This window comes from Candidatus Baltobacteraceae bacterium (genome assembly GCA_036489885.1).
In the GTDB taxonomy this organism is placed as follows: Bacteria; Vulcanimicrobiota; Vulcanimicrobiia; order Vulcanimicrobiales; family Vulcanimicrobiaceae; genus JAFAMS01.
On sequence record DASXEW010000001.1, the window covers coordinates 724,642 to 747,024 of the forward strand.

A 22,383-nucleotide genomic window follows, 5' to 3' on the forward strand; every position below is an offset into this window, starting at 1 on the left:
AAGTCTAGCGGTTTTCGAAGCGTGCGACGCGCTGTTCGGTGAAGGCCGCGATCCCTTCGTGCGCATCATGGCTGCGGAAGAGAATCGATTGCAGCTCGCGTTCGAGCGCGAGCGCATCTTGCAGCGGCATCTCCGCGCCGGTTTGGATGCTGCGTTTCACGAGACCGACCGCCATCGGGGCTTTGTTGGGCGAGCAAAATTGTCGCGCATACGTGAGGATTTGCTCCGCGAACGACGCTCCATCGCCTTCGTAAATCTCGTTGACGATGCCCATTTCCTCGGCCAGCTCGAAGCTGAACGTGCGCCCGGTCGCGATCAGCTCGATGGCTTTGGCCTTCCCGATGAGGCGCGCCAGACGCTGTGTTCCGCCGGTGCCGGGAAGCACGCCGAGACCGACTTCGGGCAGCCCGATCTTTCCGCCGTCACGGCGCGCGATCCGAATGTCACAGGCCATCGCGATCTCGAGGCCGCCGCCGACTGCGTGTCCGTTAAGTGCGGCGATCACAAGCTTCGGTGTCTGCTCGAGGCGCGCCAGCGTCTCGTTGGCGTGCAAGCAGAAGTAATACTTGAATTGGGGCGTTACGGCGTTGAGCATACCGACGTTGGCGCCGGCCGAGAAGAAGCGTTCGCCTTTTCCGGTTAGGACGATCACCTCGACGCCGTCGTCGAAGCGCGCGTCGAGAATCGCTTCGTCGAGCTGCCGCATCATCTCGTGCGTGTAGGTGTTCGCCGGCGGATCATCCATCGTGATGATCGCGACGTGTCCGTCTTTTGCGTAATGAATGACGCGTTTGCCGCTCTGCTCGTGGTGTTCGCGGCCGAATGGTGTCGGCTCGGCTTTCTTCGTATCGATCGCCATTGCTATCCCTCGTTTGTCCGTCCCTTAGGTGCAATCCAATTCGGATTCTTGAACAATTCGGCCAAGCACGCTTCATCGTCGAGCGTCGGAAGGACGCTCGGTGCGTAAGCCGCCCATTCGTCGTCGCTCAGCCGTCGCCCGTCGACGCTCCAGTGGTCGCCCGCATGATCGCCGATCTTGCGATTGAAGCGCGCGTCGGGAACGTAAAGCTCTTCGACCGGATTGACGCTGTTGACCTGATCGACGGTCCTTCGTATCTCTTCGTAGAACCGGTCGCGCGCACGTTCGTTGAGCGCTTCGACGTTGACGGGTTCCGTCGTTTTGCCCTCGTCATCGCGGCCTTTGATCCCCCACGCATAGGCCCATCGCGCCGAGCGCGAGTGATCGGTTCCAAACAGGTCGAGCGAACCCGATATCCATTTGTTGTAGTATTTCTGCTGCAACGCCACCGGGATCACGGCGGCTTGCACGATGCGCCGGAGTCCGGAGATACCGGTGCCCATGTGAAAAGATTCTTCACGCAGCATCGGAAGCATCGAACGTGAAAGCGGCGCGAACGCCGAGTGCGAGAGCATCGTCAGCTGAAACTTGCCGTCACGATCCATGAAGTTCGTGTACGTGAAAAAGTCGAGCCAGTGGGTAACGTCTTCATTAAAGGCCCGCAGCAAGCGGTTCTTCTTACCAAAGGCTCGGCGCTCGAGCATTTTTTGCGCCTCGATCTTTCCGTCGGCTCCGAAATGCGTGATCAAGAGATGACACATTTGGAAACCGTGCCGCGTCTCTTCGAGCATAATCCTCGCGAGCGACGCAAGATCGTATTCGCTCGGTGCATTGTTCAAGAGAAACCGCTGCTGTTCGTTGGACGCAAACTCCGTGTCGCCCTGATAGATCACCATGTTGAGGATCGAATCGCGGATACGTTGATCGGGAACATCGAGCAGCCGTTCCCACTTCTTGTCCCCGGCGAAGGAGCCGAAGCTGATTTCGTCGCTCGGTAAGTCGCCGTATTTGGCCTCGAGCTTGTAGCCTGGGACGTAGCGGTCGATAAGGTCGAGATCCAGGCCGATCTCGGCTTGCCAATCCTTGAGCAGGTCGACCCAGTCGTCGAACGTCGAGATCCGCGCTGCCACTGCCTTAAGCCCTCACTAGACGGTATTTGACACGGTCGTTAAATTATCGTCATATTAGGGAGAGCCGTGGAGCCTGTCAAGGGAAACCGCCCCGTCACGCGTCCCAACTCGTTCATCTTCACGGTGTTCGGGGACTTCGTCCACGGCTACGGGGACGCGATCTGGGTTGGGAGCCTGGTGCGGCTGATGGCCGAGTTCGGGCTATCGGAACAAGCGGTCCGCGCCGCGCTCTCGCGGATGTCGCGCCAAGGTTGGCTGGAGAGTTCCCGTATCGGGCCGCGGTCGTTCTATTCTCCGACGCCGCTTGGGAAGCGGCGGGTCGACGAGGTCAGCAAACGCATCTACGTGGCTCCGCAAGACGCGTGGGACGGCCGGTGGCGGATGCTCAGCTACACGATTCCGGAGTCGAAGCGCGAGCTTCGCGATCGCCTGCGCAAAGATCTCACCGTGCTTGGACTCGGGCCGCTCTCGGCGTCACTTTGGATTTCGCCGCGGGACGTTGCGGACGCCGTGCGCGATGCCATTCACGCGCTCGGACTCAATGAACGCGCAGACATGTTCGTTGCGCGTTACGAGGGGCCGCTCGCCGACGCGGACCTCGTGATCAAATGCTGGGACCTGGATGCGATCGGCCGCGCCTATGAGGAGTTCATTGCTCGCTACTCGGGCTACGCGCGTTCGCTGAGCGACACGCAGGCGTTCGTCACACGTATTTGGCTCGTCCACGATTTTCGAAAATTCGCATATCTCGACCCAGGTTTGCCGGCCGCTCTTTTGCCTGCGGATTGGCCCGGGGTGCGTGCCGGCGCGCTGTTTCGCGAATTCTATGCGGCGCTACGTCCCGGCGCGGTGCGGTTCTTCGAGTCGGTGTTCAGCGCGCCAAACGAAGCGGCTTAGAGCGGAATGTTGCCGTGCTTGCGGCGCGGACGCTCGACGCGTTTGTTTTGGAGCATCTCGAGCGAGGTCGAGATAACGCGGCGCGTCTCTCGCGCTTCGATGACGTCGTCGATATAGCCACGCTGTGCCGCGACGAACGGGTTGGCGAAGCGCTTGCGATACTCTTCGATCAACTCCGCGGTCTTCGCAACCGGGTCGGCCGCATCCGCAATCTCGCGCCGGAAAAGTATCTTGGCTGCACCCTCGGCGCCCATCACCGCAATCTCCGAGGTCGGCCACGCGACGTTGATGTCGGCGCGAATGTGTTTTGACGACATGACGTCGTATGCGCCGCCGTAGGCTTTGCGCGTGATGATCGTGATCTTGGGAACCGTGGCTTCGGCGAATGCGTAGAGCAGCTTGGCGCCGTGCGTGATGATGCCTCCGTATTCTTGTGCCGTGCCGGGTAAGAAGCCCGGAACGTCGACGAAGGTCACGAGCGGGATGTTGAATGCGTCGCAAAAACGCACGAATCGTGCAGCTTTGATCGAGCTCTCGATGTCGAGCACCCCGGCGAGCACTTCGGGCTGATTGGCGACGATCCCGATGGAGCGCCCCGCGACGCGTCCGAAACCGATGACGATGTTCCGCGCGTAGAACGGTAAGATCTCGAGAAACTCGCCGTCGTCAACGACCGACTCGATCGCGCGCTTGATATCGTACGGCTTGTTGGGCGCATCCGGAACGAGATCGTCGAGCTCAGGGCACAAGCGGCGCGGGTCGTCGTCGCTCGCAAAGACGGGCGGATCATCAAGATTGTTCTGCGGCATAAACGAGAGCAGAGCGCGCGTTTGCGCGTTCATTTCATCTTCGTCGGCAGCCACGAGCTGCGCGACGCCGCTCTTCGTCGCGTGTGTCATCGCCCCGCCGAGTTCTTCAAAGGTAACGTCTTCGCCCGTCACGGTCTTGATGATCTCCGGTCCCGTGATGAACATCTGCGAGATCTCTTCGACCATGATCGTGAAGTCGGTAATCGCCGGTGAGTAGACGGCGCCGCCCGCGCACGGTCCCGCGATCAAGCTGATCTGCGGAATGACGCCTGAAGCTTGCACGTTGCGCCAGAAAATCTCGGCGTACCCACCCAGGCTGACGACGCCCTCTTGAATGCGTGCACCGCCGGAATCGTTGATGCCGATGACGGGGGAACCCGTACGTACGGCGAGATCCATGACCTTGCAGATTTTCTCGGCGAAGGCTTCACCGAGCGAGCCGCCGAGCACCGTGAAATCTTGCGAGAAGAGGAAAACTTGCCGGCCGTCGATCAGGGCACGCCCCGTTACGACGCCGTCGCCCAGAAATTCGCGTTCACCCAAACCGAACGCGGAGGTTCGGTGCACGACGAACGTGTCGAACTCGACGAACGAATCGGGATCGACCAGCGCGTCGATGCGTTCGCGCGCCGTGCGCTTACCGCGCGCGTGTTGACGCTCGACCGCCTCTTCACCAGCGGGCGCTTGCGCAAGTTCGCGCATCTTTAGGAGCTGCTCGCGGACGTCCGGCGAGCCGTTTGTCGTCAGTGGCTCAGCCGCCGATCAGTGGTTCTTCACGCGGGAACGCGGCTTGCGCAATCTTGCTCAGCAGATCGGTCCCCTTGGGCGCGCTCGGCGGTTGCGTCCCGTGAAATTCGCGATAGGCTTCTTGCAACAGCGTTTCGGGAGCGATCTCTTTGCTCGGCTGACGTGTTGCGACGCCGTGCCGCACGCGCAGATCGCCGGCCCATATGCTCGCCGAGGGAACGTCGAGCGCCGCAATCGTGGCATCCATCTCGTCGGCGATCGCCTTGGCGCCGTCCGGCGTCGTGTTGGGAAGGATCGCGACGAATTCTTTGTCATGCCGCGCCAAAAGATCGGAAGCACGCGACGCGCAGGATCCGAGGGCGATTGCGACCTGCGTGAGCATCTCGTCGGTCCAGCGGCGATTGTAGCGATCCTCGATTTGCGCAACGACCAGCGAAAGGGGCGACGGCGAGCGGATCGCGCGCGACCACTCCATGTGCAAGCGGGCTTCGAACGCGCGGCGATTCGCAACACCGGTCGCTTCGTCGACGTCGGTAAGTGCTTTGAGCTTCTCCAGTTGAGTCGTACGCTCGTTGATCATGCTGCCGAGCAGATGCGTGTCTTGCAGAAGCCGTCGCGTAATCAAGCGTACGAGATAGAGGCCAAATTCCGGATTCTGGTAGTAGAGCTTGAGAACCGCGTCGGTCGGCATGTGGAGGCTCTCGACGTCGGTGACGCACACCGCGGAGAGGCTACGCTCCATGGTCGGTGAGAAGATCGCCATCTCGCCCAGCAGCTCGCCGGCGCTGACCGTAACCTCGATCTCCGGAAGCCGCACCGTTCCGCTTACAATGTAGAGAACGTCGGTTTGCGGATCGCTCTTGCGGAAAATGAACTCGCCGGCCACAAACTTTCGCGGCGTCATGAACGGCCGAAGCCAATCGACCGAAAGGTCGTTGCTGAGCGCGGATTGCACCTTTTGCGTGAGCAGCTTGAGCTCGCGCAGGCGCCAAATGTTGAGCGCGAACAAGATTGCAAAGAGCGCCGCGATCGGCCAGGCTTTCGTCCACACGCCGTAGACGATGAACATCGCGTTGCTCGCGATCGCAAACTGACGCAGACGGACCGGCGCGCGCATTAAGAACGTCGCCAGCACAAGTGCGGCGGCGAAGAAACCAAGGATGTCCGGAACGTATGACATCATCGCCGGTTAGCTCTCGCCGGTCCCTTTAGCCGGACCGTGCCCGACGCCTGCCCATAACGCAGCTGCTACCAGATGCCCAGCTGAAGCTTAACGTCGTCGCTCGCCATCTCGCGCGGATCCCACGGCGGGTCGAACGTTATGTCCACTTTGGCGCTCTGCACGCCCTCGACGGACTCGACCTTGGAGAGGACCGCTTGCTTGAACATCGGGCCGACGGGGCACATCGGCGACGTCAACGTCATCGTGACCGTGACGTTTTCTTGCTGCTGTCCTTCGCAGTCGATTCCATAGACGAGACCTAGGTCCAGGATCGGGATCCCGAGCTCCGGGTCCATAACTTCCGCCAGTGATTCACGGACTTGCTCTGGTGTGGGCATCAGCAACCTCCGCCGCTCAGAACCGTCATACGGCTAAGTACCGTTGCATCAGCTCAGGATCGGCGCGCAGTTGGTCGATCGGGCCGCTTGCCATGACGCGTCCATTAGAAAGGATGTAGCCGCGATCCGCGAGGCTCATGGCTACCTCCGCATTCTGCTCGACGAGCAGAATCGTGTTGCCCTCGTTTTTGATGTTGCGCACGACCTCTTCGACGTTCCGGGCGATCATCGGGGCCAGACCTTCCATTGGCTCGTCCAATAAGATGATCTCGGGGTTCGCGATGAGGGCCCGGGCGATCGCGAGCATCTGCTGCTCGCCCCCAGAGAGCCGCGCGAGCGAATTTCGGCGCTCGCCGAGGACGGCGAAGTATTCGAAGACGCGCTTTTCGTTCCACGGTCCTTTGCGTCCGGAGAGCGTAGCGAGACGCAGGTTCTCGGCGACGGTCAGGTTTGGGAAAATGCGTCGGTCCTCGGGAACGAACGCGATCCCCCGGCGCGCGAGCGTGAACGGGTTCTTGCGCTCGATCGGCGCACCGTCAAAGTGAATCGTCCCGGTCTTGGGAGGGACGACGCCCATGATCGTCTTGAGCGTCGTCGAACGGCCGCTGCCGTTGCGTCCGAGCAGCGCGACGACTTCGCCTTTGGCAACTTCGAGGGCGACGTTCTTGAGGACGTGGCTCTTGCCGTAGAACGTATTGATGTCGTCGAGCGCAAGCAGCACTAGGTCATGTCTCCGAGATACGCACGGCGGACCGTCTCGTTGTTGCGAATCTCAGCCGGCGTTCCGACCGCAAGGATGCCACCCGTTTGCATGACGGTAATCGTGTCGGAGATCGCCATTACCGTATCGATGTCGTGTTCGACCAAAACGACGGTGCGGTTCGCGACGATGCGCTTGATCAGCTCGACCGTCGATTGCGTCTCGGCTGGTGACATTCCGGCCAACGGTTCGTCGAGCAGCAGCACTTTCGGCTCGACCGCGAGGACGAGCCCGATTTCGAGACGGCGCTGATCGCCGTGCGAAAGATTTTCGGCGCGCGAGCCTTGCACGTCGGTGAGGCCAATGTCGTTCAATATCTCTTGTGTGCGCTCACCGATGCTGCCAAGCGCCGTCGGTAAGAAGAAGCTGGCCTTCCCATCGTAGACGGCTTGAACTGCGAGCCGTACGTTTTCGCCGACGGTCAACTTCCCAAAGATGTTCGTAATCTGAAACGAGCGTGCGATTCCAAGCCGCGCACGTCGATAAGGCGGCAAATCGGTGATGTCGCGATCTTCAAACCAAATGCGTCCGTGCGTCGGCGGAAGCAATCCCGAAAGCAAGTTGAAGAATGTCGTCTTGCCGGCGCCGTTTGGTCCTATGATGGTGCGAACGCCGCCTGAGGGTATCTCGATCGTGATGTCGTTGACGGCACGGAATCCCGCGAAATGCCGCGAGAGATTCTCGGTGCGAAAGGCGTACCCGGTCCCCAGCGTGGCCGTCATGGCGAGAACACTCGCCGCAGCGCGTTACGCAAGCCGTGGTGCTCGACGTCTTCCACCGCGCCCCAAATGCCACGCGGCGCGATCAGCACGAAAACGACGAACACTGCGCCGATCACGGCTTCCCAATATTTCGTCAGTTGCGAAACGTCGTTTTGCAGCTGCCAATAAATGAACGAGCCCAGCATCGGTCCGAAAAACGTCTGAATACCGCCGAGCAGCGACATCATCACGACGCGCCCGCTGTATTCGATCGAACCGGCATCGGGCGTAATCGACTGCTGGTAGTACGTCCACAAGCATCCGGCGATCGCCGGGAAGAGCGCGGAGATGAAGAACGCATTGACGCGATATTTGCGCACGTCGTAACCGAGAAATTCAGCGCGCTGCTCGTTTTCCCGGATGGCGTGGCAGACTGAACCGAACGGTGACTCGATCACCCACCAAATGATTGCGAGCGCAACGAAGATGATGATCGCCGCAAAGTAGTAGAAGTGCCACGACTGGGTGAGAAAGCCGGCGGGAAAACCCGGCAAGCTCGGACGCGTGATGGCCTGTAAGCCGTCCTCGCCGCCGGTGAACGCGTCGAATTTGTAGGTGACGAAGTAGATGACTTGCGCGAACGCCAGCGTGATCATCGAAAAATAGATCCCGCTCGAACGTGGGACGATCAGCCGCGCGAGTAAGAACGCAATCGCGGCAACGAGACCCAGCGAGAGCACCATGCTTCCGGCAAGACTATCTGCGCCGGCCCAAACGAGATTCGCGCTGCCGATCGTAACGTTGAAGCCCTTGGTGAGCAGTGCCGTCGCATACGCGCCGAGCGTAAAGAACATCGCGTGTCCGAACGAGAGATCGCCGACATGCCCGAAGAGCAGATTGAAGCCCATCGCGAAGAGCGCAAAGATCGCGATCGTCGTTCCGAGATCGATGAATCCCGCCCGTCCGGCGAAGGGATTTGCGCCCGGCAACAGCCACGGCAAAATCCCCAGGACGATCGCCGTCCACAAAAGTGGGTGTCGCAGGACCCTATTCAAAGAGGCCTTCGACGCCAAACAAACCGCGCGGGCGAATCAGCAGAATGATCCCCATGATGAGGAAGCCGGTCATCTCGACCGCGGGCGGCCAGATCAAGTCCATCAAGCTCGAGACGATTCCAATCAACAGTCCGCCGACGACGGCACCCCAAAAGGACCCGATCCCACCGACGATCACGATAACAAAGGTTAAGATGACCCACTCCGACGCCAGCGTCGGCTGAATCGCGTAGACGGGGGCGGCAAGCGCGCCGGCGAGACCGGCCATGAACGAGCCGATTCCGAAAACCAGCGTAAACATCATCGGCATGTTGATTCCGAGGATGCGCACCATCTCGGCGTCGCGAGTCCCGGCCCGAATTATCATTCCGATGTTGGTGCGATTGACGAGAAACCACACGAGCGCCAGCACGACGATCGTGATTCCGACCAGCATCACGTCCTTATAGAGCGGAAACTGCGAGTTGCCGACCGCGAGCGTTCCGCTGAATTTATCAGGAAGCTCGAAGCGGACGGCGTCGTCGCCCCAGATTCGACGCACCATCTGCTCGAAGATCAGCGCAGTGCCGAACGTTAGCAGCAACGTATATTCGGGAATGCGCTTGTAGAGCGGACGAATCAACGTTGATTCGAACAACATTCCGAAGATGCCGATGATCAGAGCCGCGAGCAAAATGCTCGCCCAGAAACCGACGACGGGATCGAGCGAGTATGCGACGTAGGCGCCGAGCATGAAGAACGAGCCATGTGAATAATTGATAACGCCCATGAGCCCGAGGATGATGTTGAGCCCGAGCGCAACGAGGATATATAGCATCCCCAGCGTTACACCGTTGATGAACTGATCCGTAAATTGGTGAAGCGTCAGGGCTAAAAACAAAAAAAGCTCCTCAGACAACCAAGCTTGCGCTTTTTTCGTTCACCTGAGCCTGCATGACCTTCGGACTGTTGTCGGAAGGACACGCGGGAAACAGGCTCCTCATTTCTTACGTAATAGAAAACGATTATGGCCCGAAGAACCACCACCGTCTCGATTGCTGCCGGTCCTAAACGCGCCGGCGGAAATCACCGTTCCAATCCAACGGCTACGCGTACCGCCGTTCGTATCGCCACCGTCTCGCATACGCTCGATCTTCGTCTTGCCGAGCGCTTGCGTGAGTTTGCCTTCCGCCAACGGATTAGCGAGAGCGCCGTCATCGAACACGCTTTGCGCTCCTTCTTTGATGGAGGCAGCGATACCGAGCTCGGCTCTCAGCTTCGGCGCGCCGGCGCAAGCCTGCGCCGCCGAGCCTAGTCCATAGGCCAATCGAGGGCTTTACCGCCTGCTAGGCTAAGGGCCGGGCATGCCGAGGCGTCTTGCCGCGCCCGCCGCGCCGGAAGTGGTAAAGCTGTCCGTGAACGTCTCCGAGGAGATCGGCACGCGGTTGCGCCAGGTCGCATTCGAGCAACGATTGAGCGAAAGCTCGATCGTAGAAGTCGCATTGGGATTGCTTTTCCGGCGCAGTGACGGTCCGACGCTCGGTTCGGTTTTGCGCCAGCACGGCGCGACGTTAAGGCGCAAGCGACAGAAGACGTAGGAAGAGGCGTCTTTCGGTTCCGAAACTCGTTGCACGGGCATAGGGTCATGGAGTCACTGCCCCTTGAGATTAGCTTTGGATGTGCTCGCGAACGGGACCGTATCGACGGACGTTTCGGGTACAGAAGGTATCGAGGGGCCCTCTACGGAGTATCGCGGTATGTCAATGTGGGAGCCGTTCACCGAGAGAGCACGACGTAGCATCGTGCTTGCGCAAGAAGAAGCGCAGCGGCTCGGAAACAACTATATAGGAACCGAGCATATTCTGCTCGGCATCATCTCTGAGGGCGAGAGCCTTGCGGCTAAAGTCCTCGAGACGCTTGGCGTCAATCTTGCTAAGGTTCGACAGGAAGTCGAGGCCATCGTCGGCCGCGGCGGTCAAACCGTACAGCAAGAGATGGTCTTCACGCCTCGTGCGAAGCGCGTCATCGAGCTAGCCTTCGAAGAAGCTCGACAGCTGAATCATAATTACATCGGCACCGAACACTTGCTGCTTGGATTGATTCGAGAAGGCGAGGGCGTCGCCGCGCGCGTGCTCACGAACTTGGGTGTCGATCCGGCCAAGGTGCGCGTGCAAACGACCTCGCTGCTCGGAGCCGAAGGTCAGCCGCCTGCGCCGAAAGGCAAGTCGAAGACGCCGACCCTCGATGCCTACGGACGCGATCTCACCGCACTTGCGCGTGAGAACAAGCTCGATCCGGTTATCGGGCGCGCCAGCGAAATCGAGCGCGTCATTCAAATTCTCTCGCGCCGTACGAAAAACAATCCGGCATTGATCGGCGAGCCCGGCGTCGGGAAAACGGCTATTGCCGAAGGTTTGGCGCAACGCGTCATCAAGGGCGAGATTCCGGAACCGCTGCGCGATCGTCGCGTGATCACGCTCGACCTCGCGGGCCTGGTCGCCGGTACGAAGTATCGCGGCGAGTTCGAGGAGCGCATGAAGCGCGTCATGGACGAGATCCGCGGCGCAGCCGGTGAGATCATCCTGTTCATCGACGAGCTGCACACGCTGGTCGGTGCGGGCGCCGCCGAAGGCGCAATCGACGCCAGCAATATCATAAAGCCGGCGCTGGCGCGCGGCGAGCTGCAGTGCATCGGCGCGACCACGCTCAACGAGTTCCGCAAGCACATCGAAAAAGACTCGGCGCTCGAGCGGCGCTTTCAGCCGATCATGGTCGGCGAGCCATCTATCGATGAAACAATCGAGATCCTCAAGGGTCTGCGCGATCGTTACGAAGCCCACCATAAGGTGCAAATCACGGACGAAGCGCTGGCGGCTGCCGCAAAGCTGTCCGACCGTTACATCTCCGACCGGTTCCTGCCCGACAAGGCCGTCGATCTCGTTGATGAAGCCTCGTCGCGTGTTCGTCTGCAAGCCATGTTGCCGCCTGCGGAAATCCGCGAGGTCGAAGCCGAGATTCGCAAGGTCAAGGCCGAGAAAGAATCGGTCGTCAAGTCGCAAGAGTTCGAGAAGGCTGCCGCGATCCGGGATCGCGAGGAAAAGCTGCGCCTCGAAAAACAGCGGCTCGAAGCCGAGTGGCAAGAGAAGAAAACACAAGTCGACAAAACGCTCAAGGTCACCGAAGACGACATTGCTCACATCGTTGCTTCATGGACAAAGATTCCGGTCAGCAAGCTCGCGCAAGCTGAAACCGAGAAGCTGCTCTCGATGGAAGATGCGCTACACAAACGCGTCATCGGCCAGCATCAAGCCATCTCGGTCCTCACGCGCGCCATCCGGCGTTCGCGAGCCGGACTCAAGAATCCGAAGCGTCCGATCGGAGCGTTCTTATTCCTCGGACCGACCGGCGTCGGCAAGACCGAAGTCGCGCGCAGCGTGGCAGAGTTTCTTTTTGACGATTCCGAGGCAATGATCCGCATCGATATGTCCGAGTACATGGAGAAATACTCCGTGTCGCGACTGGTCGGCGCGCCTCCGGGATACGTCGGTTACGAGGAAGGCGGACAGCTCACCGAAGCCGTCCGTCGCCGTCCGTACTGCGTCGTGTTGCTCGATGAGATCGAGAAAGCGCATCCAGACGTTTTCAACTTGCTGCTGCAAGTGTTCGAAGACGGGCGTCTGACCGATTCGCAAGGCCGCACCGTCGACTTCAAAAACTCCGTCATCATCATGACTTCGAACGTCGGCGCCGTCGGAATGCAGACGAACACCGACGTCGGCTTCCGTCCGCAGCGCGATTCAGGACAAAGCGACGACCAAGCCTACGAGCGGATGAAGAACAAGGTGTTGGAAGAGGTCAAGCACACGTTCCGTCCCGAGTTCCTCAATCGTCTCGACGAGACGGTTGTCTTCCATCAGCTCACGCGTCCGGAGATCGAACAGATCGTCGGCCTCGAGTTCGAGAAAGTCATCCGCGAAGTCAAAGCGCAAGAGATGTTCCTCGAAGCAACCGAAGAAGCCAAGGTGCTCTTGGCCAAAAAAGGTTGGGATCCGCAATTCGGCGCACGGCCGTTGCGGCGCGCGATCCAGCGCGAAGTCGAGGACGAGCTCGCGGAAGAGATGCTGCGCGGCAAGTTCGGCGCGGGCGACCGTATCCTGTGCGAAGTCGATCCGGACAATCCTGACAAACTGCGCTTCAGTAAGATCCCGACGATCGAACCGCCCGCGGCGCCATCGGCGCCGGAGATTCAACCGGCGTAAGAGCCCTGTGCGCAGGCTCCACTGACTGGGTTTGTTACGTGGCGATCGAGGCTTCCGGCCTCGATCGCTTCGTGGTTTGCACGTGATATAGTCCGCCCCGCGCTCGAACTCGTGGAAGCCGGCGGCGTTACGCTGCGCAGCGTCGATGATGCGCGTATCGAGGCTGTCGTTCGCTCCAACGGACACGCGCCCGACGTCGCGATCGAATGGGCCGGCGGAACGGGTCCGCAGGGTTTGCGCGCCGTCTGCGGTTGCTCGGGATCGGGAATCTGCGCACACGTCGTGGCTGCGCTCGAGGCCGTGCGCGTGCACGGCGACGCCTATACCGAGACGGCGGAAGCTGCGCCGGAAAACGGCTCGCTGGATTGGCTGCCGCAGGTTGCGCTCGCCTCGGATAGCCGCGCGCGAAAGATTTGGCCGGTGTTTTCATTTACCGCTGTAGCGAATGGCGATGCGCCGGCTTTGTCGTGCTCGTTGTTCTTGGACACGCCGCGTCTCCACGGTGTGATGCGCGAAGGCGAAGCGATCGCGACGATGCTCGATCAAACGCCTCTCGATGATTGGGATGAGCACGATCGCAATCTCGTGCGCGACGGAATCCTCGGTGATGCGTTCGGTCCTCGCCCCAGCTCGCGTGCGCTCGCTCAGATCATGTTTCGGCTCTCGCGCCATCCGCGTGTGCGATACGACGATCAGCCCGATGCGCGGCGGCATCCGCAAGAGCTGCCCTCGTTCATCATCGATCCGCGTGGTGTGCGTCTCGTTGCGAACTTGCGCGGTGCAACGCCGGTTCCAGGATTCGAAACATCCGACGGACGCCGGTTGAACGTGCGCGAGCTCGTCATCCTCGAGGGTCCGCCTGCCTGGATTGCGGACCAGCAAGGCGCGTATCTGCTGGACGCGACGCTTGATGCGGCGCGCGCAGAGCGCGCGATCACTGCGGCGCGCAACGCGGAGGAGGCCCCACTCGACGCCCAGCCGTCGCTCGAAACGCTCGCGAAGGTCGCACCGTATTTAGCGCTCGAGGAACGTACGCGTTTCGGCATCGAGGACGTTCGCGCCCCGAAAGGCCGTCTAACGATGGCATGGCGCGACGGCGCGCTCGCCATCCGTGCGCAACTCTACGACGAAACTTCGGGCGCAATCGCCGGGCTCTCCGCGAATGGTGCGATCGCGACGATCGGGGACCGGCTCGTGCGATTTCCGTCCGAAGACGCACGCGCGCTGGCGGATCGATTGACCGAGGCTGGCTGCGTCCCGCGCTTCGATGGAACGTTTTCGCTGCACGGCGCCGAGCGCGCTGCAGAATTTGTCCGCGAAACCTTGCCGCAGTGGAGCGACCTCGACGTCGAACTCGATGCGACCCTCGGGAGCGTCGGAACGCCGACGCGGCTCGACGTGCGCGTCGGTGCGCGTCCGCCGACCGGCGCGGAGGAATGGTTCGAGCTTGATATCGACGTGCTCGTCGATGAGGGCGACCCGCTTTCGGCGGAGGAGTTGCGCGCGATTCTGAGCGGCGGCGGGCGCTATGCGGACGTTCGCGGACGGCTCGTCGACGTCGGGGCGCTGCGCGAACGCGAAGAGCTCTTACAAGATTTACTTGGACGCCGCAAGAGCGGACTGGCCGCGCTCGTCGCGTTGCGGGATGAGATCCATGAATCGTTCGGCAGCGTACGGTTGCCACAAGAAGTCGAAGAGTTACGCGAGCGTCTTCGAAATTTCTCCGGTCTTGCGGTTGTCGAACCGCCGAAATCGCTCAGCGGCATATTGCGCCACTACCAAGAGCGGGGCCTGGACTACCTCAGCTATCTTTCGACCTTCCGTTTCGGCGGAATCCTCGCGGACGAGATGGGCGTCGGAAAGACTGCGGTTGCGCTCGCGTATCTGTTGCGGCGCAAGGAGCTCGATGGTACGGTACCGTCGCTCGTCATTGCTCCGACTTCGGTAACGCACACCTGGCTGAACGAGATCGCAAAATTCACGCCGGAGCTGCGCGCGCTCAAGTTGTCGTCCGGCAACGATCGCGCGGCGCTCTACGATGAGATCGAACAATACGACGTCGTCATTACGTCATATGCACTGGCGCGCATCGATGCGGAGAAGCTGGCTCAATTCAAGTTCCGCACCATCATTCTCGACGAAGCGCAGAACGCCAAGAATCCGAGCTCGCAAATCTCAAGAGTCGTGCGCAGCTTGCGTGCCGAGCACCGCCTTGCCTTGACCGGTACGCCGGTCGAAAACTCGCTACGCGATCTCTGGGCAATCTTCGCGTTTCTCGAGCCCGGATTGCTCGGGACGGAAAGTTCGTTCCGGCGGCGCTTCGAAGTGCCGATTGCGGGTGGCGATCAGAGAGCCGTCTCGCGCTTGCACGCGCGACTCGAACCGTTCATGTTGCGTCGCACCAAAGAAGACGTCGCCCCTGAGCTGCCCGAGCGCACCGAAGCAGAGATCGTCGTCGATCTCTCGCCGGTCCAGCGTCAGCTCTATCGCGCAATCGCCGAGGCGGCGCGCCGCGAAATTCTCGACGGCGATCTGCCGCAAGAAAAGGCCAGCATTCACGTGCTCGCGGCGCTGACGCGTCTGCGGCAGGTCTGCGCGCATCCGGGCCTGCTGGCGAAACGATATCTCGAGGAACCCGAGAGCAGCGCCAAGTTCGAAGCGTTGCGTGAAACGATCGACGAGATCCGCGACGGCGGTCACCGGCTGCTCGTGTTCTCCGCGTTCGCTTCCATGCTGCGCCTCATCCGCGACGATCTGCAAAGTCGCGATGTCGGGTTCGCGTATCTCGACGGCTCCGTCAAGGACCGGGATCGGCAGGCCGAGGTTTCGCGCTTCATGAGCGATGATGGTCCGCCGGTGTTCCTGTGCTCGCTCAAAGCCGGCGGCGTCGGCCTTACGCTAACCGCTGCCGACTACGTCATCCTATACGATCCGTGGTGGAACCCCGCCGTCGAACGTCAAGCCATCGACCGTACGCACCGCATCGGGCAACGCCATCCGGTGACCGCCTATCGGATGCTCACGCGGGGCACCGTCGAAGAAAAGATTCGCGCGCTGGCGGCGCGCAAACGGGAGCTTTCCGAGAGCGTGATCCGCGCCGACTCGGCGATCGCCAAGGCGCTCACGCGCGAAGATCTGGAATTTCTTCTCAGCGAACCGGATGAGGTGCGAGCGGGGAGATGAGCAGCGAGCTGAGCTACGTCCACGGCGCAAGTGACGTCGCGTTCATCGGCACGACGATCGGCGCGTATTTCGATGGGATTGTAAAGCGATTTCCCGATCGCGACGCTATCGTTTCCCGTCATCAAGACGTTCGTCTCACCTATCTCGAGCTGAAGCGAGCGGTCGAGGAATTCGCGCGGGGCTTGATCGCGCTGGATGTTGCGCACGGCGATCGCGTCGGCATTTGGTCGACCAACAACGCCGAGTGGATCATCGCGCAGTTCGCAACTGCGAAGATCGGTGCAATCCTCGTCAACGTCAACCCCGCCTATCGCACGTCGGAGGTTTCCTACGCGCTGCAGCAGAGCGGCGTATCCGTGCTGCTCGCGCAGGTTCGGCACAAAACGAGTGAGTACGCGCGGATGCTTGCCGAGGTACGCAACGCGCTGCCGGATCTCCGCAAAATCGTTTTGATCGGCGAGGACGACCCCGGCGTCGAGCTCGACGCGATCCGCTGGAACGACGTTCGCACGCTCGCCGCCGGCGTTTCTCTCGAAACATTGACCGGGCGTCAGAACCGTACGCAGCCGGACGACGCGATCAACATTCAATACACGTCGGGGACGACGGGCTTCCCCAAGGGCGCGACGCTCTCGCATCATAGCCTGCTCAACAACGGCTTTTTCATTGGAGAAGGCTGCGGCTACGCGGAGCTTGACCGCGTCTGCATTCCGGTACCGTTCTATCACTGTTTCGGAATGGTGCTGGGGAATCTCGCGTGTGTCACCCACGGCGCCGCGATGGTGATTCCCGGTCCGACGTTCGAACCGGCCGCGACGCTGGAAGCCGTCAGCGCCGAACGTTGCACCGCGCTGTACGGCGTGCCGACGATGTTCATCGCCGAGCTGGCGCTTGCAAATTTCAGAGACTACGATTTGAGCTCGCTGCGCACCGGAATCATGGCGGGCTCGCCCTGCCCCGTCGAAGTAATGAAGCGCGTTCAAGCCGAGATGCACATGCCTGAGGTGACAATCTGCTACGGCATGACGGAGACGTCGCCGGTCAGCTTTCAAACCGGAAAGCACGACTCGATCGAAAAGCGGACGACGACGGTCGGTCGCGTCCACCCGCACGTCGAGTGCAAGATCGTCGACGAGCAAGGCCACATCGTCCCGCGTGGAACGCCGGGCGAGCTATGCACGCGCGGCTACCTCGTGATGCTTGGATACTGGAACGACCCGGAAAACACGGCAAAAGCGATCGACGCCGCGCGCTACATGCACACCGGTGATATCGCGGTTCTGGATGCCGAAGGCTACGCCAACATCAGCGGCCGCATCAAGGACATGGTGATTCGCGGCGGCGAGAACATTTATCCGCGCGAGATCGAGGAGTTTCTCTACACGCACCCTGCCGTCAAAGACGTCGCCGTCGTCGGCGTCCCGGATGCGAAATACGGCGAGGAGCTGTGCGCGTGGATCATCACACGAGAAAATGCGACGGTCGATCTCGCGTCAATCCAAGAATTTTGCAAAGGCATGATCGCGCATTACAAGATCCCGCGCTACGTTAAGACCGTCGAGGCGTTCCCGATGACCGTGACGGGAAAAATCCAAAAATATAAGATGCGCGAAGCATCGATCGCAGATTTAGGACTCGAGGCGGCAGCGAAGATCGCCACCGCCTAGTTTTCCGAGTGCTAGAAGCTGAAGGTGAGGCCGACCGACGCACCTTGGAGACGTCCGCCCGCGTAGCAGTGCGGGCCGTTTCCGCTGACCGGCGGATTGACCGTCGGATCGAAAGCGGCGAGGATGCTGGCGTCGTGACAGTCCGTCGTTACGCTGCGTCCGCCCGCACCCAGGTCGTAGTGCGCCGCTGAGTGGTTGAGCGTCTCGGCATAGTCGACATACCAACCAACATGACGATCCATGTTGTGCTTGTACGCGACCGTCCACATGTTGGACATGTTGTCCGGGTTCGCGGTCGTCGGCGTATTGTGTTGGCCCGGATCGCCCGGCGTCGGATTCGCACGTGCCCAACCTAAGTTGATGTTCGAGGACGTGTTGAGCCACTGCGTCAGCGCAAACCAGAACCCGGTACGCGTTCGCTCGTTCTGATACATGAGATACGCCGGTACGTAGCGGCGCATGCTCTCGTAGATACCACTGAACGTCGTTTCTTTCGAGAAGCTATATTGCGCGCCGACTTTCCACGCGTCTTCGTCGGCGACGTCGTTCGGATCCAGATTCGGAAGGTCACTGCTGCGGTTCACGCGTTTGTGCAGCTCGTAAGCGCCCGTAATGTAGAACGGGCCCGTTTTATAATCGACGTCGTAGCTGTACAACGATCCGAAGGAGCCGTCGTTACAGAATGGCGGAAGAGCGCCGCTGCCAGGGATGTTTCCGCCGCTGCAGTCGGACTCGCCCGCTGCCAGACCGCTGTCGTCGTAGGAGCGGTTCTGTCCGGGTGAGACGAGCGCATTGACGTGCAAGCCACCCCAGTTCGGCGATTCGTACCAGATGGCGTGATCGACGCGCGTACCAAACTCGACGCGGTTGTCACCGCCGGTGTTGCCCATGATGACGCCGTAGTCGCCCCATTCGCCGCTGAACGGATTCATGCGATTGGTTGAGATCTTGTAAGGCGCGTCGGTTTTACCGATCTTGACCGCGCCCCAGTCACCGGCAATTCCGATGAAGCTGTTGCGTGACGTCAGAGCACCCTTGACCTGATCGCTCTCGTTGGAGCTGGTCTCGGTAATGCCCGCCGTCGACGATACGTCGATTTGCGTCTCGAGTTGATACACGAGGCGGCTCTTGTTGCTGAGCTCGTGAAAACCGCGAACTCCGACGTACGAAAGGTTTGTCGAGATGTCGGTCATCCAACCAATGTTGCCGACCGGACTCGAGCCGTTGAACGGATAGAAGGGCGCAAGACCCTTCGACGCATCATCGAACGAAAGATCGAGATGCCCATACAGCGTGACCTCGTCTTTCTTTCCGACGAGGAACGTGGCGGTATTGCCCGGCTTCAACCGCACGTACTGCGGCGCGGGTGACGCGGGCGTGGCTTTCGCCTGCTGCGCTTGCTGAAGTTGTTGCGCTTTGATCGCCTCGATCTGCGCTTTTAATGCATCAAGCTGCGCTTGTAGTGCTTGCAGCTGCGCATCCGTGCTGGTTTGTGCGGTGGTCTGCGCCGTCTGTGCGTATGCCGGCGCGCCAAGCAGTGCGAAAGAAAGAACTGCCGCCAGGAGAGTCTTCATCCAAATTTCCTCCTCGGGTCTGGCAGGCAGTTCAAGCGGCGCACGCCCTGCTCCTGTATCCAGAATACCAAACGCCAGGTTTAGGAAAGATGAAGGCTTAGTTTAGTCTGACAACCCGAACGGCGCCCGATACAGGGTCTCCGTCTGCCGCGAACCTCATCGGGCCCAGAATCGTAGAAAACGTCTGCGTCCGCAGAACGGCGGCCAGCTTCTGCGTGCTCCCGGCACGCCGGATCGCTTGCACGCCGATTTGGACCGCAGCATACGTCCGGAGCGCCGCATCGTCCGGGAGAACGAAGGCGCGGGCATGATAGCGCTGCGCCACTGCAAGCATTGCGGGCGTGCGGGCGAGCGGGGTAGCCTCGGCACGGAACAACGGCCCAGCGCGGATGAAATCGGTGGGGTCGAAGCCTCTGTGCGAGACCTCGACGAGCAACCGGTGAGGACCGGCGCGCGTGGCCGTCCGCGCCGAGCAGAAGACTGGCTCGCGGCTGGTGGTGCTGAAGTACACGGCATCTGCTTGCGCGACGCAGTTGCCGCGTACGATAACGCCCGGCAAGGCGCTGATGATTGCGGCCCGCCGTCGACCGTCGTCCGATCCGTCGTTGAGAACGCAGATGCGCGAACCAAACGAGCGGCGCATGGCGCGATACGCGGTAAGCGCCAGCCGTTGCTCGCTCGGCGCGAGCCGGAAGACCGGCGAAGAAGGCTCGCTGGGACCGCCCGCGGTTCCGCTGATTGCGACCTCATGTAAACGCCGCAGCGTCGGCGCCTCCGCAACGGCGACGTTGGTCCGTAGCGGCCCGATCACGACGTGCGCGTTTTCGCGGGCAGCCGCGCGTGCAATCGACGGCGCCGCCGCGACGTCCATCGAATTGTCGGTTCCTTCGTCTTGGTGCGCGTTTTCAACGGCCTCGGCGCCGTGCGGTGAGATGACGCTGACGTTCACGCCTTGAGCGCGTAAATCGTCGACGGCCAGCGTAACGGCCTCGCGCAAACGCAGCCCCGTACCGCCGTCGTCGCCCGTGACCGGAAGGTTGAGTGCGAGAGACATGAGCGCGGCGCCGAGAAGCGCCGCGCCCGTTATGAATCCGAAGAGCAAGCCTACTTCGTGGGAGGTGGCATGTAGTTGAACTTTTTCAACGTTGCCAAACCAACCGGGCCCGAAGCAAAATCGACGAAGTCTTTCGCTGCCGCTGCGTTCTTGGACGCTTTGACGACCGCGATTTGATAGGTCGAGACGACGTTGTATTTATCGTCGATCGGAATCGTTTGATATTTGGACGGATCGACGTCGGATGCGAACGTGATCGTTGCGTCGGCTTTCGGACCGAGCGCGGCTAACACGTCGCTGCCTTTGTCTTCCTGAACGACGATATTCTTACGAACGTTCTGGACGAAGTCGAATCCCCACTCGGCTGCCCCTTTTTGGATGACTTGACTCGCGATCGTGCCGACCGCCGATGACGGCGTCCCGAGCGAGAGCTTGACACCGGGATTGGCGAGATCTTTGAGACCCGTGACTTTACCCGGATTGCCTTTGGGAACGAGGATGACTTCTTTGTTCTGTAAGATGTCGATGGGCTTCTCGAGGAGGCTTGCCTCGCGCTTGAGGATCGTGCTGCCGGCCATCGCGACGTCGGCGGGTTTTGCTTCGTCGACCATCTTCGCGATCGTCGCCCCGCCGAGCCATTTGGCTTTGACCTCGACGTTCGGATGCCTGGCCTCGTAGTCTTTGATGATGTCCGTGAATGCATGCTGCGCGTTCGACGCGATCAGCGCGTCGAGCTGAACCTTGTCGGCCGCGCGTGTCGGCACCGCCGATGCGGCGACGACAAGCGCGAGCGCAACGGCGAGAAACAGGTAGCGTTTCATCATTATTTTCCTTAACTAGCCGGCACTGCTGCCGGAACAGCTTGTTCCGGGGGAGGTTGTTTGTTATCCCAGAGGCGGACGGGTTTGAGAACGCCGATCGCCATGACGGCCGCTACGATGTTCATGACTGCGGCAATCTCGAGCGCCGCAGTCCAACTGCCGGTTGCTTTGGTGATGACGCTCGCGAGCGGCACGATTAATGCCGCCGTGCCTTTTGCGGTGTAGAGCATCCCGTAGTTGGTGGTGGCGTACTTTTGACCGAAATGGTCGCGCGTCGTCGATGGGAAGATGCTGAAAATCTCGCCCCATGCAAAGAACACGAGCCCGGAAAGGATGACGAAGGAAACGGGCGTCGTCCCGAACTTCATCAACGCGAAAATCCCGAAACCCTCGATCAAGAAGGCCCAGAACATCGTATTCTCACGTCCTACACGGTCCGAAATGAAACCGAGGAGCGGACGCGTGACGCCGTTCATGATGTTGTTCAGCGAGAGCGCAAAGGTCAACGCCGGCAAGGTAATTCCCAGCAACGAGACCGGGAAGGTGTCGACATAATAATCTTTCGCGATCGGACCGAGCTGCGCGACGGCCATGAGCCCACCGGCCGCGACTAACACGAACATTACATACATGACCCAGAACACCGGAGAGCGCAGAGTCTGGGCGGGACTGTGATCGTACGTCCCTTGCAGCACGCGCGGCGGTTTGGTGTCAATGGGTTTCGCCTTGGGTGGCGTGATCAAGATGAGCGAGGCGACAACGATGACTGCGCCTTGCAGAATACCGAAGAACAAAAACGTGTGCTGATAGCCGCTCGATGCGATCATCATGGTCAGCGGAACGACCGTGATGGCAGCGCCGGCGCCGAATCCCGCAGACGTCAAACCCGCCGCGAGACCACGGCGTCCGGCGAACCACTTGAGTGCGTTTCCGATGCAGGTGCCGTAGACGATACCGGCACCGATGCCGGCCACCGCGCCGCCGATGTAGAGCATCGGCAGCGTCGTCGCGGTCGAGTCGATGACCCATGCGAGACCGGCAAGAATGCCGCCGATCATGACCATCACGCGTGGCCCATAGCGGTCGACGAGCGCCGCCTCGAATGGCACGAGCCACGTCTCTACTAACACGAAGATCGTGAACGAGACTTGAATCGCGGCTATTCCCCAGCCGTTTTTCGCGGCCATCGGGTTGACGAAGGCCGTCCACCCGTATTGATAGTTCGCAACCATCGCCATGCAGACGATTCCGGCGACGAGCTGAACCCACGGGTTTCTTAAACCGCGGTATTCTTCGGCGCCGAGCGTTCCTGAAGTAGCTGACATCAC

The 22,383-nt window shown here is 60.7% G+C and carries 19 protein-coding genes; 6 read left to right on the forward strand and 13 right to left on the reverse strand.

What is annotated here, in order from left to right:
- Positions 1-4: 4 nt before the first annotated feature.
- Positions 5-859: an enoyl-CoA hydratase/isomerase family protein gene (locus VGG22_03430; GenBank protein HEY1727415.1), complete on the reverse strand. Its 855-nt coding sequence runs from the start codon at positions 857-859 to the stop codon at positions 5-7.
- Between the two features lie 2 nt (positions 860-861).
- On the reverse strand, positions 862-1,989 hold the full coding sequence (locus VGG22_03435) for a Phenylacetic acid catabolic protein (protein HEY1727416.1): 1,128 nt from the start codon (positions 1,987-1,989) through the stop codon (positions 862-864).
- Positions 1,990-2,055: 66 nt separating this feature from the next.
- Here VGG22_03435 and VGG22_03440 point away from each other — a divergent pair, with 66 nt between their 5' ends.
- Positions 2,056-2,886, forward strand: a complete 831-nt coding sequence (locus VGG22_03440) for a PaaX family transcriptional regulator C-terminal domain-containing protein (GenBank protein ID HEY1727417.1) — start codon at positions 2,056-2,058, stop codon at positions 2,884-2,886.
- Here VGG22_03440 and VGG22_03445 read toward each other — a convergent pair.
- From VGG22_03445 to VGG22_03475, 7 genes are all read right to left on the reverse strand, one after another.
- Entirely contained in the window at positions 2,883-4,397 is a 1,515-nt protein-coding gene (locus tag VGG22_03445; GenBank protein ID HEY1727418.1) for an acyl-CoA carboxylase subunit beta, read from the reverse strand. The two genes, VGG22_03440 and VGG22_03445, sit on opposite strands and share 4 nt — an antisense overlap.
- A gap of 49 nt (positions 4,398-4,446) precedes the next feature.
- Positions 4,447-5,625 (reverse strand): diguanylate cyclase, encoded by a 1,179-nt coding sequence (locus tag VGG22_03450; protein HEY1727419.1) that lies wholly within the window; start codon positions 5,623-5,625, stop codon positions 4,447-4,449.
- Positions 5,626-5,690: 65 nt separating this feature from the next.
- Entirely contained in the window at positions 5,691-6,002 is a 312-nt protein-coding gene (locus VGG22_03455; protein HEY1727420.1) for a metal-sulfur cluster assembly factor, read from the reverse strand.
- Between the two features lie 25 nt (positions 6,003-6,027).
- Entirely contained in the window at positions 6,028-6,723 is a 696-nt protein-coding gene (locus tag VGG22_03460) for an ABC transporter ATP-binding protein (GenBank protein HEY1727421.1), read from the reverse strand.
- Complete coding sequence (locus tag VGG22_03465) at positions 6,723-7,484, reverse strand: ABC transporter ATP-binding protein (protein ID HEY1727422.1); 762 nt, start codon at positions 7,482-7,484, stop codon at positions 6,723-6,725. The genes VGG22_03460 and VGG22_03465 overlap by 1 nt, the downstream gene beginning before the upstream one ends.
- Positions 7,481-8,518: a branched-chain amino acid ABC transporter permease gene (locus VGG22_03470; GenBank protein HEY1727423.1), complete on the reverse strand. Its 1,038-nt coding sequence runs from the start codon at positions 8,516-8,518 to the stop codon at positions 7,481-7,483. Before VGG22_03470 ends, VGG22_03465 begins: the two co-directional genes overlap by 4 nt.
- Complete coding sequence (locus VGG22_03475) at positions 8,511-9,398, reverse strand: branched-chain amino acid ABC transporter permease (protein ID HEY1727424.1); 888 nt, start codon at positions 9,396-9,398, stop codon at positions 8,511-8,513. The genes VGG22_03470 and VGG22_03475 overlap by 8 nt, the downstream gene beginning before the upstream one ends.
- Positions 9,399-9,524: 126 nt before the next feature.
- Here VGG22_03475 and VGG22_03480 point away from each other — a divergent pair, with 126 nt between their 5' ends.
- The 5 genes from VGG22_03480 to VGG22_03500 all read left to right on the forward strand — a co-directional run bounded on the left by VGG22_03480 (position 9,525) and on the right by VGG22_03500 (position 17,606).
- The gene (locus VGG22_03480) at positions 9,525-9,812 is read left to right on the forward strand and encodes a hypothetical protein (GenBank protein HEY1727425.1); all 288 of its coding nucleotides are present in this window, start codon (positions 9,525-9,527) and stop codon (positions 9,810-9,812) included.
- 49 nt (positions 9,813-9,861) lie between these two features.
- Positions 9,862-10,095: a hypothetical protein gene (locus VGG22_03485; GenBank protein HEY1727426.1), complete on the forward strand. Its 234-nt coding sequence runs from the start codon at positions 9,862-9,864 to the stop codon at positions 10,093-10,095.
- 159 nt (positions 10,096-10,254) lie between these two features.
- Entirely contained in the window at positions 10,255-12,756 is a 2,502-nt protein-coding gene (locus VGG22_03490; GenBank protein HEY1727427.1) for an ATP-dependent Clp protease ATP-binding subunit, read from the forward strand.
- A 111-nt stretch (positions 12,757-12,867) separates the two neighbouring features.
- Entirely contained in the window at positions 12,868-15,939 is a 3,072-nt protein-coding gene (locus VGG22_03495; protein HEY1727428.1) for a DEAD/DEAH box helicase, read from the forward strand.
- On the forward strand, positions 15,936-17,606 hold the full coding sequence (locus tag VGG22_03500) for an AMP-binding protein (protein HEY1727429.1): 1,671 nt from the start codon (positions 15,936-15,938) through the stop codon (positions 17,604-17,606). The genes VGG22_03495 and VGG22_03500 overlap by 4 nt, the downstream gene beginning before the upstream one ends.
- 11 nt (positions 17,607-17,617) lie before the next feature.
- Here VGG22_03500 and VGG22_03505 read toward each other — a convergent pair whose 3' ends face one another.
- The 4 genes from VGG22_03505 to oxlT all read right to left on the reverse strand — a co-directional run bounded on the left by VGG22_03505 (position 17,618) and on the right by oxlT (position 22,380).
- Positions 17,618-19,180, reverse strand: a complete 1,563-nt coding sequence (locus VGG22_03505) for a porin (protein ID HEY1727430.1) — start codon at positions 19,178-19,180, stop codon at positions 17,618-17,620.
- 97 nt (positions 19,181-19,277) lie between these two features.
- Positions 19,278-20,282 (reverse strand): ABC transporter substrate-binding protein, encoded by a 1,005-nt coding sequence (locus tag VGG22_03510; GenBank protein HEY1727431.1) that lies wholly within the window; start codon positions 20,280-20,282, stop codon positions 19,278-19,280.
- A gap of 2 nt (positions 20,283-20,284) precedes the next feature.
- On the reverse strand, positions 20,285-21,058 hold the full coding sequence (locus tag VGG22_03515; protein HEY1727432.1) for an extracellular solute-binding protein: 774 nt from the start codon (positions 21,056-21,058) through the stop codon (positions 20,285-20,287).
- Between the two features lie 8 nt (positions 21,059-21,066).
- Positions 21,067-22,380 (reverse strand): oxalate/formate MFS antiporter, encoded by a 1,314-nt coding sequence (gene oxlT / locus VGG22_03520; protein HEY1727433.1) that lies wholly within the window; start codon positions 22,378-22,380, stop codon positions 21,067-21,069.
- Positions 22,381-22,383 lie beyond the last annotated feature (3 nt).

What these genes read in the sequence shown, in the direction of transcription:
- VGG22_03450 (HEY1727419.1), bottom strand. Translation starts at nt 5,625, where the DNA reads ATGATGTCATACGTTCCGGACATCCTTGGTTTCTTCGCCGCCGCACTT.
- VGG22_03500 (HEY1727429.1), top strand. Translation starts at nt 15,936, where the DNA reads ATGAGCAGCGAGCTGAGCTACGTCCACGGCGCAAGTGACGTCGCGTTC.
- VGG22_03480 (HEY1727425.1), top strand. Translation starts at nt 9,525, where the DNA reads ATGGCCCGAAGAACCACCACCGTCTCGATTGCTGCCGGTCCTAAACGC.
- VGG22_03465 (HEY1727422.1), bottom strand. Translation starts at nt 7,484, where the DNA reads ATGACGGCCACGCTGGGGACCGGGTACGCCTTTCGCACCGAGAATCTC.
- VGG22_03455 (HEY1727420.1), bottom strand. Translation starts at nt 6,002, where the DNA reads ATGCCCACACCAGAGCAAGTCCGTGAATCACTGGCGGAAGTTATGGAC.
- VGG22_03485 (HEY1727426.1), top strand. Translation starts at nt 9,862, where the DNA reads ATGCCGAGGCGTCTTGCCGCGCCCGCCGCGCCGGAAGTGGTAAAGCTG.
- oxlT (HEY1727433.1), bottom strand. Translation starts at nt 22,380, where the DNA reads ATGTCAGCTACTTCAGGAACGCTCGGCGCCGAAGAATACCGCGGTTTA.
- VGG22_03515 (HEY1727432.1), bottom strand. Translation starts at nt 21,058, where the DNA reads ATGATGAAACGCTACCTGTTTCTCGCCGTTGCGCTCGCGCTTGTCGTC.
- VGG22_03445 (HEY1727418.1), bottom strand. Translation starts at nt 4,397, where the DNA reads ATGCGCGAACTTGCGCAAGCGCCCGCTGGTGAAGAGGCGGTCGAGCGT.
- VGG22_03430 (HEY1727415.1), bottom strand. Translation starts at nt 859, where the DNA reads ATGGCGATCGATACGAAGAAAGCCGAGCCGACACCATTCGGCCGCGAA.
- VGG22_03490 (HEY1727427.1), top strand. Translation starts at nt 10,255, where the DNA reads ATGTCAATGTGGGAGCCGTTCACCGAGAGAGCACGACGTAGCATCGTG.
- VGG22_03505 (HEY1727430.1), bottom strand. Translation starts at nt 19,180, where the DNA reads ATGAAGACTCTCCTGGCGGCAGTTCTTTCTTTCGCACTGCTTGGCGCG.